A 17,579-nucleotide genomic window follows, 5' to 3' on the forward strand; every position below is an offset into this window, starting at 1 on the left:
ACTTCGTGATTAACAATAGATAGCATGAATTGAAAACTCGATTTATCTTTACATTGCCACCAATTAAAACCAACTCTAAAACAAAAACAAAATGGGACAAAAATCAACAAAACACATCAATGAAGTAATGAACGAAACAGTTGCAAAAACTGAAACACCACCAGCAATCGCAGAGGCTAATAAATTACTTCAAATCAAGAGGAATCAAATATTTATTGAAGATGACTCATTTATTGGCGACCCTTATTCTCTACTGGGACGAGTGATAGAAGTCAGAAGTAAAAATGGTAAATGTGATAAAGACGTGAATAATGGATACGCCGAATTTTCGGCTTTCCCTATTCCAGGTGTAACGGTCAACGAAAATTCTAAAATCAAGCAACCGTTAAAAACAAAATCTTTCATTGTTGACAAAAAGTTGAGCACAGAAGTTGCGTTTTTAAGTTTCTTAAACTCAAAACTCGATAACGAATCCCTTTTTAGTGTCATCGTATATGACCAAGCTGTTGGTCTATTAAATATTCAAGACCCGAGTTATTTATCCGGTATGAGAATATGGATACAACAAAATGACAATATCATTAATGACCCTGAAATATGCCACTTACTCGTGGTAACCGGAATGGTTCAGAAAAACATAATCAGAAAGAAATATAAAAAGTTTGAAGTCAAAGCTAAAGGTGGAGCTTATGGATTAAGTGTTAATGGGAATCTTTATACAAGCACGGAGGACTACTCATTAGATATGAGATTTGGACTTTCGTATCAAAGAATTCCTATACCAAATAAGACAGATATTTTGAAACAACCAACAGTTAGTTTAGCAAAATCTCAAATTGCCACGACTGATATTGATAATTTTCTCACTTTGAGAAATTCCGAAATAAAAGGAATTGATATATTCAATTCAGACGTCAAAACAGAATTTGTTGAAAAATTACTGTTACCAAATGAAGATGAGATTAACTTTATCGATAACATACAGTTTAAAAAATGAAAAGAGTATTTTTATTCATAATTATTTCTGGTCTATTCTTTGGTTGTTCTGTTACCAAAGGAATAAAAAACGAAACTGTAAAAAAGGCTATCAACTTACAGGATGAAGTCATTAAAAATCCTTTGTTCAAAAAAATTATACTTGAATTAGAGGCAACAAATGATATTGATTGGAGTGAAGGAAGAACAAATTTTATTAAAGAAGATATAGCTGAATATAAGTCGTACACTCATTGGCTTATAGAAAAGTACGAATCAAAAGGAGTTTACGATGAAAATTCAGTTTTTTTATGGCGAAAATTCAATCCCTTTTCTTCCACAACCGCTGTTACAACTCAATGTGTTGAGACTACAAAGCTGAATAAATGGAAACTTAAAAGAGACGAATATTCAATTTTAAATACGCTTATTCACGAAAGAGTACATTCGTTCTGTCAAGTCCATCCAAATGGTAAACAAACAAGAGATGCTAATGTTTGCGATGCCTCTTACGTAGCAGGTGATTTGGCAGAGATTTTAGTTTTAAATCAAATGGGAATTAAAGAGAGAGTAATGAACAAACCAATATGTCCTGCACTAAAGAAAAAAGTCGAAGAATATAACTTGATTGAAATAAAATAACTGGAGGCAACAATGGCTATAAACAATTGCTGTTACAGGCTTATCCTGAAAATTACTGCGGAATTTTCAGGAGGTTGCTTATTTGCAAAAGTCCGTGCCAACCCTCGCAACTACCCTTAGCCAAGACCGATGGTATGTAATTGCCTAAGCACATAGAATCGCGTTTTCCAAACGCTTCCTTTCTACTAATTACATACCATCGTCCACTGTTAATTGTACCTCGACTTTTTAATCGTATATTTATCGAGTCTACGAGAGCTCATCACGAAACTACACACATCAGCGTGTATAACAAATAAGGCGTAATTATAGCTCTACGTGAGGTGCGCCTCACTACGCTATACACAGTGGAAATTAAACAGAATAAAAAAAGCCCAGCAAAACTGGGCTTTTTTTATTGAATATTTTCTACTTCCCTATTTCTTTGGGATGTCTTTTAAAATTTCTAACACAAACTTCCAATACTTTTGTGCAGAGCTAATTTGTGCACGCTCGTCTGGGCTATGTGCACCTTTAATATTTGGTCCAAAACTAATCATTTCCATATCTGGATAATTTTGTCCTAAAATACCACATTCTAATCCTGCATGGCAAGCTGCAACGTGTGGCTTTTCGTTATTTAAACGCTCGTAAACATTGGTAACCACTTTTAAGATTGATGCATCCATATTTGGTGTCCAACCTGGATAATCTCCAGAAAACTCTACTTCGCAACCTGTTAATTCAAACGTAGCTCGTAAGGTATTGGCTAAATCTAGTTTAGAACTCTCTACAGAGCTTCGTGTTAAACACGCAATTTCTATCTCGCCATCTTTTATAGTTACTCGTGCAATATTATTAGAGGTTTCTACTAATTCTGGAATATCTGCACTCATACGGTACACGCCATTTAAAGCCGCATAAATAGCTCTAGTTACACCTTCTTGCACACCTAAATCCATAATTTTTTCTGGTGTTTCAGTTTTAGTGACTAAAATCTCTAAATCTGGCTCCATGGTTTTAAGTTCCTTTTTTATGGTATTGGCTTGCTCTTTCATTTCGGCTAAAAAAGCGTCTTCGTGTATCGCATCTATTGCGACAATTGCTTTGCTCTCGCGTGGTATAGCGTTACGTAAACTTCCGCCTTCTATTTGAGAGATACGTAAACCAAAGTTTTCAAAACCGTCAAATAACACACGGTTCATAATTTTATTGGCGTTACCTAAACCTTCGTGTATTTGCATTCCTGAATGTCCGCCTTGTAATCCTTTTACCTCAACTTGATAACCGATTTTAAATTCTGGTGTTTCTTCTTCTTCATAAGTACGTCTTGCAGTTACATCTACTCCACCAGCACAACCAACACCAATTTCGTCATCTTCTTCGGTGTCTAAATTCAATAAAATATCACCAGTTAATAATCCGCCTTTTAATCCCATTGCGCCAGTCATTCCGGTTTCTTCATCAATGGTAAATAAAGCTTCTATTGCTGGATGTGGTATATCTGTACTTTCTAAAATAGCCATAATGGTAGCAACACCTAAACCGTTATCTGCACCAAGTGTTGTTCCTTTTGCTTTTACCCAATCACCATCTACATACATCTCAATACCTTGCGTATCAAAATCAAAAACGATATCGCCATTTTTTTGATGTACCATATCTAAATGCGATTGCATTACAATGGTTACGCGATCTTCCATTCCTGCTGTTGCTGGCTTTTTGATAATTACGTTTCCTACTTCGTCTTCTATAGTTTCTAAACCTAGCTTAGCTCCAAAATCTTTCATAAATTTTATAACGCGTTCTTCTTTTTTAGAAGGTCTTGGTACAGCGTTTAAATCGGCAAATTTATTCCATAATGCTTTAGGCTCTAAGGCTCTTACGTCTTGACTCATATTTTTATTTTTATTGAAACACAAAAGTACAAAATGCACTATGGATTAATTACTTTTTTAAGTTGAAATTATGAGATTCTTCGCTTTCATTTCGACTGCGCTCAATGTGACAACTCTGAATGACAAAAAAGAAACCTTTTAAATAATCACTAACCTTAGTCGCTACTCCTGATGGAAGTGGTATCCTTTTTTGAGGCACGATAAAAAGATATAACGGACAGCAGGAACTAACCTTTTAAAAAAACCTGAACGATTGGTCCTAATTTTAGTTATTTTTGAAGTCTATGCGAAAACACACCAAATTAATTTTAACGGGATTAATTGTACCTACCTACATTTTGGTGCAACTTGCCAAACGTTTTCCTGAATTTGTAGACCGTTATTACAGCGATGGTTTATACCCATTTTTATCTAAATGTTTTAGATATATTTTGGGTTGGTTACCGTTTAGTTTTGGTGATTTTGTTTATGGCGTTGGCTTGATTTTAATACTTAGATGGTTAGTTTTAAATAGAAAACGCATTTATAAAGATACCGTGAAATGGTTGTTAGATGTTGGCGCTGTTATAGGTGTTGTGTATTTTGCGTTTCATTTACTTTGGGGATTTAATTATTACCGAAATCCTTTACACAAAAACTTAAATTTAGAAGATAATTACACCACAGAACAACTACTTTCGGTCACCAAAAAACTTATTGAAAAATCCAACAGTTTACAGTTGCAACTTGCTAAAAACGACACTGTAAAAGTTGTTTTACCTTACACTAAAACCGAAATTTTAAAACAAACTCCTAATGGTTATAAAGCGCTGGAAAAAGAGTTTCCGCATTTGGAATACCATCCAAAAAGTTTAAAAACCTCTATTTTTAGTTTACCGCTAACGTATATGGGTTTTAGCGGATATTTGAATCCGCTAACTAACGAAGCGCAGGTAGATTATTTAATTCCGGAGTATAAATTCCCAACGACTTCTGCACACGAAATTGCACATCAATTGGGTTATGCTTTAGAAAACGAAGCTAATTTTATGGGCTTTTTAGCATCTGTAAATAATCCTGATATTTATTTTAAATATTGTGGTTACACCTTTGGGCTTAGACATTGTTTAAATGAAATTTACAAACGAAATCCTGATACGTATTATAAGTTAGTTGAAACTATTAACATTGGAATTTTAAAAAACTACCAAGAAGTACAAGACTTTTGGAATGGCTATAAAAATCCTTCTGAGATATTTTTTAAAAGTACTTATACGACTTATCTAAAAGCAAATAACCAAGCTAAAGGCATGGAAAGCTACAGTTATGTTGTTGCTTTACTGGTTAACTATTTGGATAAAAAGTCATTCTAAAAAGTTAAATTTTACACTTCATTTTGACTAACAACATGCATAGTTTATCTTTAATGCATTATTGACTTAAACTAACTTTTCTATGAAAAAAACTCTAGCCTTTTTAGGTTTATTATTGTGTAGTCAATGGATTATTGCACAAGAATATTTTCCTAAAAATGATGGTGTTAAAACTAACACATCCAATTACACAGCATTTACAAATGCTAAAATTTACATTACTCCAAGCCAAATTATTAATAACGGTACGTTACTTATTAAAGACGGTAAGGTTGTTTCTAGCGGTAGTAATATTACTATCCCAAAAAACGCAATTACAATAGATGTTAGCGGTAAAACAATTTATCCTTCGTTTATAGAAACGTATAGCGATTTTGGGATGAAACCAGTAGAAAATGCTTCAAGCGATAGACGATCGCCACAATACGATGCTAGTCGCGAAGGGTATTATTGGAATGATCATATTAGACCTGATCAAAACGCTATAGACTTTTTTCAGTTTGATAACAATAAAGCTGAAAAACTTAGAAAAGCTGGTTTTGGTGTTGTAAACTCTCATATAGACGATGGTATAATCCAAGGTACAGGCGTATTAGTAACATTAGCGTCTGAAGGTAGTAATGCCACTAGACTTTTGGATAAAAAATTAGGTCAGTTTTACAGCACATCAAAAAGTAAAACGTCTCGACAAATGTATCCAACATCTTTAATGGGTACTATGGCATTATTAAGACAAGTAAATCTTGATGCAGATTGGTATGCTAAAGGTAACATTAAAGAAAAAGATCTTGCTTTAGAAGCGTTTAATGCAAATAGAAATCAAATTCAAATTCTTAATGCTTCTAGTAAAGAAAACATTTTACGCTTTGATAAAATTGGCGATCAATTTAACACGCAATATATTTTTGTTGCTGGCGGCGATGAGTACGAATGGATTACAGATATAAAAGCAACTAACGCACAACTTATTGTTCCAGTAAATTTTCCAGATGCTTATGATATGGAAGATCCATTAATGGCAAGTTCAGTTAGTTTAGCAGATTTAAAAGCTTGGAATCAATCTCCTGCAAACCCTAAAATACTAGCAGAACACAATATCTCTTTTGCGTTTACGACACACGATTTAAAAGAAGAAAAGGATTTACTTTCTAATCTAAAAAAAGCTATAGAATATGGTTTAGATAAAACCAAAGCGTTAGAAGCTTTAACTACTATTCCGGCGCAAATCTTAGGTAAATCAACACAATTAGGACATTTAAAATCTGGAGCTTACGCTAACTTTTTAATCACTTCTGGTGATATTTTTGAAGATAACACTGTACTTTATCAAAATTGGGTAACTGGTATTAAAGACGAAATTAACCCGATGAACACTAAAGACTTACGCGGTGATTATACTTTACAAATCGATAATACAGATTACCAATTAACAATTAATGGAGAGATTGAAAAACTTAAGTCTAAAATTAAAACAGAAGACAACGAGTTTGGATCTTCAATAGCGTTTAAAGACGATTGGTTACAACTAACCTTAACGACAAAAGATACCACTAAGCAAGAGTTTATTAGATTAATGTCTCATGTTAAAAACACTAATAAATTTTCTGGTAAAGCTTACTTACCAAACGGAAAGGAAACAACATTTATAGCATCTAAAAAAGAAGACGCTACTAATGATAAAAAAGAAAAGGATAAGAATAATAAGACTGAACAACCTAATATCTATCCTGTAACTTATCCAAACACAGCATTTGGTTACGAAAGTTTACCTCAACAAGAAACTATTTTATTTAAAAACGCAACAGTTTGGACTAATGAAGCAGATGGTATTTTAGAGCAAACAGACGTTTTAATTAAAAACGGAAAAATTTCTAAAATTGGTAAAAATCTTAGTGCTGGTAATGCTACAGTTGTAGATGCAACAGGAAAACATTTAACTTCTGGAATTATCGACGAACATTCTCACATAGCTACAGAAAGTGTTAATGAAGCTGGACAAAACAGTACAGCAGAAGTAACTATTGAAGATGTTATAGATGCAGAAGATATTAATATTTACCGTAACCTTTCTGGCGGCGTCACTTCAATACAAATATTACATGGATCTGCAAATCCAATTGGTGGTCGTTCGGCAATTATTAAATTAAAATGGGGAGAAACTCCAGAAAATTTAATTTACACAAACTCGCCAAAATTTATCAAGTTTGCTTTAGGTGAAAACGTAAAGCAAAGTAATTGGGGCGACTATTCTAAAAACCGTTTTCCGCAAACAAGAATGGGTGTAGAACAAGTGTATGTAGATTATTTCCAAAGAGCAAAAGAATATGATGCATTAAAGAAAAGCGGTAAACCTTACAGAAAAGACATAGAATTAGAAACGCTTGCCGAAATTTTAAATAAAGAACGTTTTATTTCTTGTCACTCTTACGTTCAAAGTGAAATTAATATGCTAATGAAGGTTGCAGAACAATTCAACTTTAGCATCAATACATTCACACATATTTTAGAAGGTTACAAAGTAGCAGACAAAATGGTAAAACATGGTGTTGGCGGATCTACATTTAGCGATTGGTGGGCATATAAATATGAGGTTAACGATGCCATTCCTTTTAATGCACCAATTATGCACAATGCTGGTGTAACCGTTGCCATAAATAGTGATGATGCCGAAATGTCTAGACGTTTAAATCAAGAAGCTGCAAAAAGTGTAAAATACGGAGATATTAGCGAAGAAGACGCTTGGAAGTTTGTTACTTTAAATCCAGCAAAATTATTACATATCGATGATCGTGTTGGAAGTATTAAAGTAGGTAAAGATGCCGATGTAGTTTTATGGTCTGATCATCCTTTATCTATTTATGCTAAAGCAGAAAAAACAATAATAGATGGTACAGTATATTTTGATATTGAAAAAGATAAAGCAATGCGAAATGCTTTAAAAACTCAAAAATCTGAGCTTACTAACCTAATGCTTCAAGCAAAAAACAAAGGGTTAAAAACGAAGCCAATCGAGAAAAAAGAAAAAGAACAATTACACTGCGATTCGGTAGAACATCAACTTTAATCAACTGTGTCATTTAATTAAATACAACAATGAAAAAACTAAATATATTATTATTAACACTTTTGGTGAGTTTTTCTGGTCTAGCGCAACAAACTCCAGCACCAAAACAAAGTAATGCATACTCTATTGAAGGTGCTACTTTACATATGGGTAACGGAAATGTGATTAAAAATGCTTTAATCATGTTTGATAACGGAAAAATCACTTTTGTTGGAAGCGCCATGATGAAAATAGCCAGACAAGGTGAAATTATTGACGCTAAAGGCAAACATGTTTATCCTGGTTTTATTGCTCCTAATTCTACTTTAGGTTTAGTAGAAGTAGATGCTGTAAGAGCTAGTGATGATGAAGACGAAATCGGAGCTATGAATCCGCATGTACGAAGCATCATTGCTTACAACACCGAATCTAAAGTTGTAGAATCTATGCGTCCAAACGGTATTTTAATGGCGCAAATTACGCCTCGTGGCGGACGTATTTCTGGAACATCTAGTATTGTACAACTAGATGCTTGGAATTGGGAAGATGCGATTATAAAAGAAGATGATGGAATCCATTTAAATTGGCCAAGTGCGTATTCGCGTGGACGTTGGTGGTTAGGTGAACCTAGAATTTTAAAAGAAAACAAAAACTACTCTAAAGAAGTTGAAGAGTTAGTTCAGTTTTTCTCTCAAAACAATGCCTATCAAACTAGTGACAAAAATCCAAAAAACTTACCGTTTGAAGCTTTAAATGGGTTAACAGATGGTTCTAAAACTTTATATGTTCATGTTGATAAAGAAAAAGGAATTACCGATGCTATCATTTTCGCGAAAGCGCAAAACATAAAAAACATGGTAATTGTTGGTGGATACGAAGCTAATAAAGTAACCGATTTATTAAAAGAAAATAATATTCCTGTATTATTACAACGCGTACATTCGTTACCAAACAATACAGATGATGATTACGATTTACCATTTAAATTAGCTACAGAATTAGTTAATGCTGGCGTTTTAGTTGGTTTAGAAAATGCAGGTGATATGGAACGTATGAACACCAGAAATTTACCATTTTTAGCAGGTACAACAGTTGCTTACGGATTAACTAAAGAACAAGCTTTAAGTTTAATTACCTTTAACACAGCAAAGATTTTAGGAGTTGATGATACTGTTGGATCTTTAGAAGTTGGTAAAGATGCAACCTTATTTATTAGTGAAGGTGATGCTTTAGATATGCGCACCAACAAACTTACAAAAGCCTTTATACAAGGTAGAGACATAAGTCTTGAAACACATCAAACAGAATTAGCCAAACGCTACTCTGAAAAATATAAAAATCAATAATAAAAAAGCGAGCATTTAGCTCGCTTTTTTTTATTCTACAATTGTAGCATTTTCTGGTGCTTTAAAAGTTGTTTTAGGAACCGCTTGTTTTGTTAATTTAACGTCTATAAATTCTGTTGTTCCCATTGGTTCTGTTGGCAAATTATTTTTGTATTTATAACGTACCATTTCTGCAGGTAACAAAATACCATTTACATTTTGCCATTTGCTATATTTTCTAAAGTGTAATTCTTTAGTATCTATATTAGGAATAAAGTTTACGGTATATCCTAACCATTCCATTACGTAAGTTTCTGGATTATAATACACAATATATTGGTCTTCTGGTGTTTCTCCTACTCCACTTTCGTAAGTAAATTTAATACCAGGATACGTTTCACCTTCAAAAGTTAAAGGTTCTGCATCGCTAATATTAATTCCGTCATCTCCAAATACAAAAGGCATTGCATAAAAATAAAACATCAAATTATAGTAATATTTTGGGTCGTAACCTTTATACTCACCATCTGTATTATTCACAAACCAAGTTTGAGAGCCATCATGACCTAATGTAAAATCAGGATGTGTAATTAATGCTTCTCTAGTTTTTAAATTAGTTAAGGTTACTTCATTTCCGTTAGGTTTTGACATTGTAAATTCTAAGGATTTCATTTGGTTCCAAAGATCTATTCCGCCATGCGCATCAAAAATTTTAGTAAGTGTTTCTGGATAAATTGAGGTTGTTACGTCCAGTTTTTCGTTTTTATAATCGGTGATAACTTCTATCTCTTTTTTGGTTTCATTTTTACAATTTAAAAGAAAGATAGCAAGGGTAAGTAATGAGAAGGTTTGTTTCATGTTTAAGGTTTTAGTTTTAATTTACAGTAGGTCGGTTTATTGTTACAATACTTACATTTTTTAAATTACTTTTGTGTTATGACTTACAAACAAATTTCTAGCACACAAAACCAGCTAATAAAACAAATTGTTTTATTGAAAGAAAAATCTAGAGAACGCCGTAAATCTGGGCTTTTTGTTGTTGAAGGTTTACGCGAAATACAATTAACACTACAAGGAGATTACGACATAGAAACCCTTTTGTTTTTTCCAGAAATTTGTCCAGAAGACAGTTTACCTAAGCTAAACGATTCTACTCAAATTATTGAAATCTCTAAAGACGTTTATCAAAAAATAGCGCATAGAGATACCACTGAAGGCATTATAGCGATTGCAAAAAGTAAATTGCATCAATTAGAGAACTTGAAATTAAATAGTGAAAATCCATTAATTTTAATTGCAGAAGCACCAGAAAAACCTGGAAATATTGGTGCGTTGTTACGTACCGCAGATGCTGCAAACGTAGATGCTTTTATTTTAGCAAATCCAAAAACCGATTTGTATAATCCAAACATCATTAGATCTAGTGTTGGTTGCGTATTTACTAATACCATTGCGACTGGTAGCACAGAAGATATTATCGCATTTTTAAAGTCGAATAACATCAATATTTACAGTGCTATTTTACAAGACGCAGAGTATTACCATCAACAAGATTTTACTAAAGCTAGCGCTATTGTTGTTGGTACAGAAGCAGATGGTTTAAGCCAAGCTTGGCGCGATGCTTCAACACAAAACATCATTATCCCAATGAGTGGAAAAATTGACTCTATGAATGTATCTGTTGCTGCAGGAATTTTAGTTTTTGAAGCTAAAAGACAAAGAGATTTTATTTAAAATACTATCATGAATCACACTACCCTATTCTACATCATCATCGCCATTATAACTATTAATTTTATTATTGATAAAATTTTAGATGCGCTTAACGCGAAACATTATAATGACCAATTACCTGAAGAGTTACAAGATGTTTATGATGAAGACGAGTATAAAAAATCACAACGCTACAAAGCTACAAACTATCGTTTTGGGATATTAACGTCAACATTTTCGTTTGTATTAACATTGGCGTTTTTCTTTTTAGATGGTTTTGCTTTTGTGGACCAATTAGCAAGACAGATTACAGACCATAATATTTTAGTAACGCTTATCTTTTTTGGAATTATAATGATAGGTAGTGATATTTTAACGACGCCATTTTCTTATTACAAAACCTTTGTGATAGAAGAACAATTTGGGTTTAATAAAACTACTAAAAAAACCTTTATTTTAGATAAAATTAAAGGTTGGTTAATGACCATAATTGTTGGTGGAATCCTACTTGGCATCATCACATGGTTTTATCACACGACTAAAGATCTGTTCTGGATTTATGCTTGGATTTTAGTATCTGTTTTCACCATTTTTATCAACCTATTTTATTCGCGATTAATTGTTCCTATTTTTAACAAACAAACACCTTTAGAAGACGGAAGTTTGCGTGATTCTATTTCTAAATATGCTGAAAGTGTAGGCTTTAACCTAGATAAGATTTTTATCATTGACGGTTCAAAACGAAGCACAAAAGCCAATGCCTATTTTTCTGGTTTTGGAAATGAAAAGCGTGTGACACTTTACGACACTTTAGTTAATGATTTAGACGAAGATGAAATCGTTGCAGTACTAGCGCATGAGGTTGGTCATTATAAGAAAAAGCACATTATTTTCAATTTAATTTCTTCTATTTTGCTGACAGGTTTTACCCTTTTTATATTGTCTTTATTAATTGACAATCCTTTATTATCTGAAGCTTTAGGCGTACAACAAACAAGCTTTCATATCGGGTTAATTGCATTTGGAATTCTATACAGTCCGCTTTCTGAAATTACAGGATTAATTATGAATTGGTTTTCTAGAAAGTTTGAATACCAAGCAGATGATTACGCAAAAAACACCTACAAAGCTGAGCCTTTAATAACTTCACTTAAAAAGTTATCTAAAAACAGTTTAAGTAATTTAACACCTCATCCTGCGTATGTGTTTATGCATTATTCACATCCTACATTGTTAGAAAGAATTAAGAATTTAAAACTGTAACATCTCTTTTGGTAAAAAATCCCTATCTTCAAAACTTCATTTTAAAAAATTAGATAATGAAACTTGGCGCATTTTCAGTTAGTCTTACTGTAAAAGACATACACAAATCCAAAGCTTTTTACGAAACCTTAGGCTTTACCGCTTTTGCAGGCGAGATTGAAAAAAACTATTTAATCATGAAAAATGGTAATGCGCTTGTAGGACTATTTCAAGGTATGTTTGATAAAAACATCTTAACTTTTAATCCTGGTTGGGACGAAAACGCTAATAAATTAGACGATTTTACAGATGTAAGAGATATACAAAAACACATCAAATCCAATCAAATTCCTTTAATTACAGAAGCAGATGAGAGTTCTTCTGGTCCAGCAAGTTTTGTGATTTTAGATCCTGATGGTAATCCTGTTTTGATTGATCAGCATGTTTAAAACACTTAAAATCTATTAGGCTAACTCTAACATACACTTCGACAAGCTCAGTGTGACCATTTATTTATTCGACTAAAAAATCAAAATATTGATTTTTAAAAGGTTCATTTTTTAACGTAAAATGCCACCATTCTTGCGAATAATTTCTAAAACCATTTTTAAGCATAACCTTTTGTAAACGTTGTCTGTTAGCAATTTGTTCTTCTGTTAGATTTGTATTGCTTACCCAAGATTCTGGTCCAAAAAAGTCGTAAGGCGATCCCATATCCAGTTCTTCACCTGTTTCTAAATTCACGATAGTAACATCCAAAGTACTACCACTACTGTGCCTTGATTTTGAAGCAATGTAACCTTCTTTAAATAAATTACGCTTATTAACTTTTGGGTAATATTGCGTTTTCATCATTGTATCATTAACCTGTTTTGCCCAGCGTACAAAATGGTTAACAGCGCGTTGTGGTCTATAGGCATCAAAAACTTTAAGGGTAAAACCATCAGCTTTTAAATCGGCTTGCACCTTTTTTAAAGCATCTACTGTTTGCGCAGTGACAATCACAACTTCATTTATATAACCCTCTATTTGTTCTCCTACAAAATTATTATCGTAGCAATAACGTAGTTCTACATTTAAATCTGGTAAACTATCTTGAACATACACAAATCCTTTAGGAAGCTGCGCAATTGTAAGGTTTGAAACTAAAGTTAATAAAAGTGTAAAACAAAATTTCATGATCTATAAATTATAGGTTAAATTTATAAAATAAAACGTTACTATGATTTATCCTTGGCATCTTTACGCTATGGCGTGTATGTATATTTTGGCTGGAATTATGCATTTTATAAAACCAAAAATGTACATGCGTATTATGCCCAAATATATTCCTAATCACAAATTAATGGTATTACTTAGCGGTGTTGCCGAAATTATTCTTGGTGCTACGCTATGCTTTCCGTCTACAAAAAACGCAGCTATTTACGGTATTATTTTAATGCTTCTTGTGTTTTTCACGGTTCACTTTTATATGCTTTCTAATGAAAAAGCTAGTGCAGGTTTGCCAAAATGGGTATTAATTTTACGCATTCCGTTACAATTCTTTTTAATGTATTGGGCTTATTATTATCTACAATTTTAAGATGCTTTTTTCTGAAGATATATCATTAGACTTACCCGATTCCGACATAAAATATTACCCTAACTTTTTTAATAAAGAAGATGCAGACGCCTATTTTAATTCGCTTTTAAAACATATAAATTGGCAACAAGATGATATAACTGTGTTTGGAAAAACCTATAAACAACCAAGATTAACAGCGCTTTTTGGTAATAATAGCAAACCTTACAGGTATTCAAACATTACTATGTATCCTGAAAATTTTTCGGAAGAATTACAGCAAATAAAAGATAAAGTTGAAACTAAAGTAAGCTCAAAATTTACTACTTGCTTAGCTAATTTATACCGAAACGGAAACGATAGTAATGGTTGGCATGCCGATAATGAAAAAGAATTAGGTCAAAACCCAATAATTGCTTCAGTAAGTTTTGGTGCAGAACGATATTTTCATTTAAAACATAAAAATGATAAATTTCTAAAACAGAAACTATTATTACAACACGGTAGCTTATTGTTAATGCAAGGCGAAACACAACATTTTTGGTTACATCAAATTGCAAAAACAAAAAAAGAAATCGGACAAAGAATAAATCTAACCTTTAGAATAATTAAGTAGAAACTTGTAAAAACAAAAGAGTCAAGGTCCCTCAACCTTGACTCAATGCTATTTGGCATCATTTATATTAGTTAAGATTTAGGGTCACTATATCTACTAACGATGCAAATATTAATTAATTAATCCATTGAACTAAAAAGTATGTAATTCTTAGTACGTCTCAAACATAACATTATTTTAAAGTTAGTTAAGTTTAAAAACATAAATATTCGATGAAATACACAAAATTTTAACATTTATCGTCAAAACTTAACAAAAACACGACAAAAAACACTTTTAAAACTTAATATGTTAACGTACCAATTAAATAATATTTAAATTACATTTGTAAAAGCCTTCAATAACTTTTGGTATTTATTTTGTTTGTATTAGCTAAAATTTAGATTATGAAAAAATTACTTATTGTACTATTTACGCTTTTATCCAGTCTTAGTCATGCTCAAGACAAAATTAATTACACAAGTGAAGAGCTGTCTATTAACAAACATATTGATGGGACATTATTACTTCCTAAAGATGTAAAAAAACCTAATCTAGCGATTATTATTGCTGGCTCTGGTCCTACTGACAGAGATGGAAATCAAAATTTTTTAAAGAATAATAGCTTAAAAAAGTTAGCAATAAATCTTAGCAATAATAATATCGCAACATATAGATATGATAAAAGAATTGTAAAGCAATTAAAATCTAATACGCTTGATAAAGATATTATGTTTGATCACTTTGTAGATGATGCTAAATCAGTATTAGACTTCTTTAAAAAATCTAATAATTATAATAAAATTTATATAATTGGTCATAGCCAAGGTAGCTTAGTTGGTATGCTTGCTGCAAAAGAAAATGCAGATGGATTTATATCTTTAGCTGGTGCTGGACAACCAATAGATCAAGTTATAATAGAACAAGTTAATAAAACGGCTCCAAATTTTACCGAAGATACAAAACGTGTCTTTGGTATTTTAAAGTCTGGTAAAACAACTACAGATTACCCAATTGCTTTAGCTTCTATTTTTAATATCGAAATTCAAAAGTTTATGATTAATTGGATGAGTTATAATCCAACCGAAATTTTAAAAATACTTAAAATCCCAATATTAATTGTTAATGGTACTAAGGATTTACAAGTAAGTGAAGCAGAAGCAAATTTGCTTAAAGCTGCCAACAGTAAAGCTTCAATAGAAATTATAGACAACATGAACCATGTACTTGTAGATATTGAAGGAGATGATTTAGAGAATTCTAAATCGTATGCCGAAACCCAACGTCCTTTATCTCCTAAATTGATTCATATCTTAGTAGAGTTTATAAATAAATAACAAATAGAAAAAGCATCTCAAACCGAGATGCTTTTTCATACTAACCAACCAAAAATAAGTAATTATTACTCGTTAGTTTAGGTAACCACACCATTGCTAAGTCTACATAAATAATTACATAATTTGTATTTCAATAGTCGTGCCAAAAATAATTTCATTACAAAACTTTAATTATTTTTTTAAAAACAGAAAAAGCACCTCAAATCGAGATGCTTTTTCATACTAACCAACCAAAAATATGAATAATCTTTGCTATTTAATTAAGGTAACCACACCTTAATTACGTCTTCACAAATATTACATATATTTAGTCTATATAATACTGATTTCCTTACAGTTAAAGTTTAAAAGTTTTGTTAAAGTTTATGATATAGAAAAAGCACCTCAAAAGAGATGCTTTTTCATACTAACCAACCAAAAATATGAGTAATTTTTTACTCTTTAGTACTGGTAACCACACCTTTACTATGTCATCGTAAATAATTACACTACATATAAAACAAACGCTGTGCCAAACTTTATTTTAAGTCCTTTTTATTACAGTTTTATTTGATTATTTTGCGGTAACTATAAAACTAAATTATGAACGAACCATTATTTACAAACGACACCATTGTTTTTGGAATATTAATGTTAGCACTTGGTGCTATTTTTTATACTGAGTCTTTAAAAGGTGGCTTTTGGGAAAAATTTTATAAAATAGTTCCTGGACTATTTATGGCTTACATGTTACCAGCTGTTTTAACTACAATTGGTTTAATTGCTCCAGAATGGGAAACTACAAACACTAACACAGGTGAAATAACAAAACACAGCACAAGTCTATATTATGTTGCAAGTAGATACCTTTTACCAGCTGCTTTAGTTTTAATGACATTAAGTATTGACTTAAAAGGTGTTTTTAATTTAGGTTGGAAAGCTCTAATCATGTTTTTTACAGGAACAATAGGTATTGTAATTGGAGGACCAATCGCTATTTTAATAATCTCTATGTTTTCACCAGAAACAGTTGGCGGCGTTGGTCCAGATGCTGTTTGGAGAGGCTTATCTACTCTTGCAGGAAGTTGGATTGGTGGCGGCGCTAACCAAACTGCTATGTTAGAAATTTATGGTTATAACCAAAAACTTTATGGAGGAATGGTATTTGTAGATATTGTAGTTGCAAATATTTGGATGGCTATTTTACTAATTGGAATAGGTAAAAGAAACAAAATAAATAAATGGCTAAAAGCAGATACATCTTCTATTGAATCTTTAAAAGATAAAATGTCGAATTTTACTGAAAGTGTAAAACGTAATCCAACTTTAACAGATTTAATGCTTATGGCGGCAATAGCTTTTGGAACAGTTAGTATTGCGCATTTATTTGCAAATATTTTAGCGCCATTTTTTAAAGAAATTGTTACCGGAATAGAAAATCAAACCCTAAAAAATGTATTTACATTTTTGGATAGTTCATTCTTTTGGATGATAAGTATTTCAACTATAATTGCCATATTACTTTCTTTTACTAAAGCTAGAAATTACGAAGGTGCAGGAGCTAGTAAATTTGGAAGTGTTTTTATTTACATACTTGTTGCAAGTATTGGAATGAAAATGGATTTAACCTTAATCTTTGATAACGTTGGTTTAATAGCTATAGGAGTAGTTTGGATGAGTATTCATGCTTTACTTTTAATAGGTGTAGCAAAAGTGATAAAAGCACCTTATTTTTTCCTTGCTGTTGGTAGTCAGGCAAATGTTGGTGGCGCAGCATCGGCACCAATTGTAGCGTCTGCTTTTCATCCTTCTTTAGCTACTGTAGGTGTTTTATTAGCTGTGTTTGGTTATGCAGTAGGAACAATTGCAGCTATAGGTTGTACCATATTAATGCAATTGGCATCTAGTTAGTTTTTCTAATAAATTTATAAGATATTT

15 protein-coding genes are annotated in these 17,579 nt (G+C 32.0%); 12 read left to right on the forward strand and 3 right to left on the reverse strand.

The features are described from left to right. Window positions 1-91 precede the first annotated feature (91 nt). Both IFB02_RS01185 and IFB02_RS01190 read left to right on the forward strand, forming a co-directional pair. Window positions 92-997 (forward strand): hypothetical protein, encoded by a 906-nt coding sequence (locus IFB02_RS01185; RefSeq protein WP_106689189.1) that lies wholly within the window; start codon window positions 92-94, stop codon window positions 995-997. Further along, window positions 994-1,617: a hypothetical protein gene (locus tag IFB02_RS01190; RefSeq protein ID WP_106689190.1), complete on the forward strand. Its 624-nt coding sequence runs from the start codon at window positions 994-996 to the stop codon at window positions 1,615-1,617. Before IFB02_RS01185 ends, IFB02_RS01190 begins: the two co-directional genes overlap by 4 nt. Window positions 1,618-2,033: 416 nt before the next feature. On the opposite strand, the gene IFB02_RS01195 is transcribed toward IFB02_RS01190, so the two are convergent. After that, window positions 2,034-3,494, reverse strand: coding sequence for an aminoacyl-histidine dipeptidase (locus IFB02_RS01195; protein ID WP_106689191.1), 1,461 nt, complete (start codon window positions 3,492-3,494; stop codon window positions 2,034-2,036). 284 nt (window positions 3,495-3,778) lie between these two features. Here IFB02_RS01195 and IFB02_RS01200 point away from each other — a divergent pair, with 284 nt between their 5' ends. From IFB02_RS01200 to IFB02_RS01210, 3 genes are all read left to right on the forward strand, one after another. Next, window positions 3,779-4,846 (forward strand): DUF3810 domain-containing protein, encoded by a 1,068-nt coding sequence (locus tag IFB02_RS01200; RefSeq protein WP_191072942.1) that lies wholly within the window; start codon window positions 3,779-3,781, stop codon window positions 4,844-4,846. A gap of 82 nt (window positions 4,847-4,928) precedes the next feature. Further along, a complete protein-coding gene (locus tag IFB02_RS01205; protein ID WP_191072943.1) occupies window positions 4,929-7,910 on the forward strand; it encodes an amidohydrolase family protein in 2,982 nt (993 codons plus the stop codon). A 29-nt stretch (window positions 7,911-7,939) separates the two neighbouring features. Next, complete coding sequence (locus IFB02_RS01210) at window positions 7,940-9,235, forward strand: amidohydrolase family protein (RefSeq protein ID WP_106689194.1); 1,296 nt, start codon at window positions 7,940-7,942, stop codon at window positions 9,233-9,235. A 30-nt stretch (window positions 9,236-9,265) separates the two neighbouring features. Here the strand turns inward: IFB02_RS01210 and IFB02_RS01215 are convergent, their stop codons facing one another. After that, window positions 9,266-10,072 carry a DUF6503 family protein gene (locus IFB02_RS01215; protein ID WP_106689195.1) on the reverse strand — a complete coding sequence of 269 codons (807 nt, stop codon included), beginning with the start codon at window positions 10,070-10,072 and terminating at the stop codon, window positions 9,266-9,268. Window positions 10,073-10,150: 78 nt separating this feature from the next. Here IFB02_RS01215 and IFB02_RS01220 point away from each other — a divergent pair, with 78 nt between their 5' ends. Genes IFB02_RS01220 through IFB02_RS01230 form a run of 3 tightly spaced genes read left to right on the forward strand, consistent with a single transcriptional unit; the run spans window position 10,151 to window position 12,618 of the window. Further along, window positions 10,151-10,948 (forward strand): TrmH family RNA methyltransferase, encoded by a 798-nt coding sequence (locus tag IFB02_RS01220; RefSeq protein ID WP_106689196.1) that lies wholly within the window; start codon window positions 10,151-10,153, stop codon window positions 10,946-10,948. A 9-nt stretch (window positions 10,949-10,957) separates the two neighbouring features. Continuing rightward, window positions 10,958-12,190 (forward strand): M48 family metallopeptidase, encoded by a 1,233-nt coding sequence (locus IFB02_RS01225; RefSeq protein ID WP_106689197.1) that lies wholly within the window; start codon window positions 10,958-10,960, stop codon window positions 12,188-12,190. 56 nt (window positions 12,191-12,246) lie between these two features. Beyond that, window positions 12,247-12,618 (forward strand): VOC family protein, encoded by a 372-nt coding sequence (locus IFB02_RS01230; RefSeq protein ID WP_106689198.1) that lies wholly within the window; start codon window positions 12,247-12,249, stop codon window positions 12,616-12,618. A gap of 64 nt (window positions 12,619-12,682) precedes the next feature. Here the strand turns inward: IFB02_RS01230 and IFB02_RS01235 are convergent, their stop codons facing one another. Further along, complete coding sequence (locus IFB02_RS01235) at window positions 12,683-13,348, reverse strand: M15 family metallopeptidase (RefSeq protein WP_106689199.1); 666 nt, start codon at window positions 13,346-13,348, stop codon at window positions 12,683-12,685. 43 nt (window positions 13,349-13,391) lie between these two features. Between IFB02_RS01235 and IFB02_RS01240 the strand changes: the two genes are divergently transcribed. The 4 genes from IFB02_RS01240 (at window position 13,392) to IFB02_RS01255 (ending at window position 17,552) form a co-directional block, all read left to right on the forward strand. Next, entirely contained in the window at window positions 13,392-13,751 is a 360-nt protein-coding gene (locus IFB02_RS01240; protein ID WP_106689200.1) for a DoxX family protein, read from the forward strand. A gap of 1 nt (window position 13,752) precedes the next feature. Continuing rightward, the gene (locus IFB02_RS01245) at window positions 13,753-14,346 is read left to right on the forward strand and encodes an alpha-ketoglutarate-dependent dioxygenase AlkB family protein (protein ID WP_106689201.1); all 594 of its coding nucleotides are present in this window, start codon (window positions 13,753-13,755) and stop codon (window positions 14,344-14,346) included. Window positions 14,347-14,732: 386 nt separating this feature from the next. Next, on the forward strand, window positions 14,733-15,662 hold the full coding sequence (locus IFB02_RS01250) for an alpha/beta hydrolase (RefSeq protein WP_106689202.1): 930 nt from the start codon (window positions 14,733-14,735) through the stop codon (window positions 15,660-15,662). Between the two features lie 582 nt (window positions 15,663-16,244). Continuing rightward, window positions 16,245-17,552, forward strand: coding sequence for a DUF819 family protein (locus IFB02_RS01255; RefSeq protein WP_106689203.1), 1,308 nt, complete (start codon window positions 16,245-16,247; stop codon window positions 17,550-17,552). Window positions 17,553-17,579 lie beyond the last annotated feature (27 nt).

The sequence above is a fragment of the Mesoflavibacter profundi genome, from assembly GCF_014764305.1.
GTDB lineage: Bacteria > Bacteroidota > Bacteroidia > Flavobacteriales > Flavobacteriaceae > Mesoflavibacter > Mesoflavibacter profundi.

Bases quoted from the DNA above. Each gene is read 5' to 3' on its own strand.
- IFB02_RS01220 (WP_106689196.1), top strand. From the start codon at position 10,151: ATGACTTACAAACAAATTTCTAGCACACAAAACCAGCTAATAAAACAA.
- IFB02_RS01200 (WP_191072942.1), top strand. From the start codon at position 3,779: ATGCGAAAACACACCAAATTAATTTTAACGGGATTAATTGTACCTACC.
- IFB02_RS01230 (WP_106689198.1), top strand. From the start codon at position 12,247: ATGAAACTTGGCGCATTTTCAGTTAGTCTTACTGTAAAAGACATACAC.
- IFB02_RS01245 (WP_106689201.1), top strand. From the start codon at position 13,753: ATGCTTTTTTCTGAAGATATATCATTAGACTTACCCGATTCCGACATA.
- IFB02_RS01235 (WP_106689199.1), bottom strand. From the start codon at position 13,348: ATGAAATTTTGTTTTACACTTTTATTAACTTTAGTTTCAAACCTTACA.
- IFB02_RS01225 (WP_106689197.1), top strand. From the start codon at position 10,958: ATGAATCACACTACCCTATTCTACATCATCATCGCCATTATAACTATT.
- IFB02_RS01195 (WP_106689191.1), bottom strand. From the start codon at position 3,494: ATGAGTCAAGACGTAAGAGCCTTAGAGCCTAAAGCATTATGGAATAAA.
- IFB02_RS01240 (WP_106689200.1), top strand. From the start codon at position 13,392: ATGATTTATCCTTGGCATCTTTACGCTATGGCGTGTATGTATATTTTG.
- IFB02_RS01190 (WP_106689190.1), top strand. From the start codon at position 994: ATGAAAAGAGTATTTTTATTCATAATTATTTCTGGTCTATTCTTTGGT.
- IFB02_RS01205 (WP_191072943.1), top strand. From the start codon at position 4,929: ATGAAAAAAACTCTAGCCTTTTTAGGTTTATTATTGTGTAGTCAATGG.
- IFB02_RS01210 (WP_106689194.1), top strand. From the start codon at position 7,940: ATGAAAAAACTAAATATATTATTATTAACACTTTTGGTGAGTTTTTCT.
- IFB02_RS01215 (WP_106689195.1), bottom strand. From the start codon at position 10,072: ATGAAACAAACCTTCTCATTACTTACCCTTGCTATCTTTCTTTTAAAT.
- IFB02_RS01255 (WP_106689203.1), top strand. From the start codon at position 16,245: ATGAACGAACCATTATTTACAAACGACACCATTGTTTTTGGAATATTA.
- IFB02_RS01185 (WP_106689189.1), top strand. From the start codon at position 92: ATGGGACAAAAATCAACAAAACACATCAATGAAGTAATGAACGAAACA.
- IFB02_RS01250 (WP_106689202.1), top strand. From the start codon at position 14,733: ATGAAAAAATTACTTATTGTACTATTTACGCTTTTATCCAGTCTTAGT.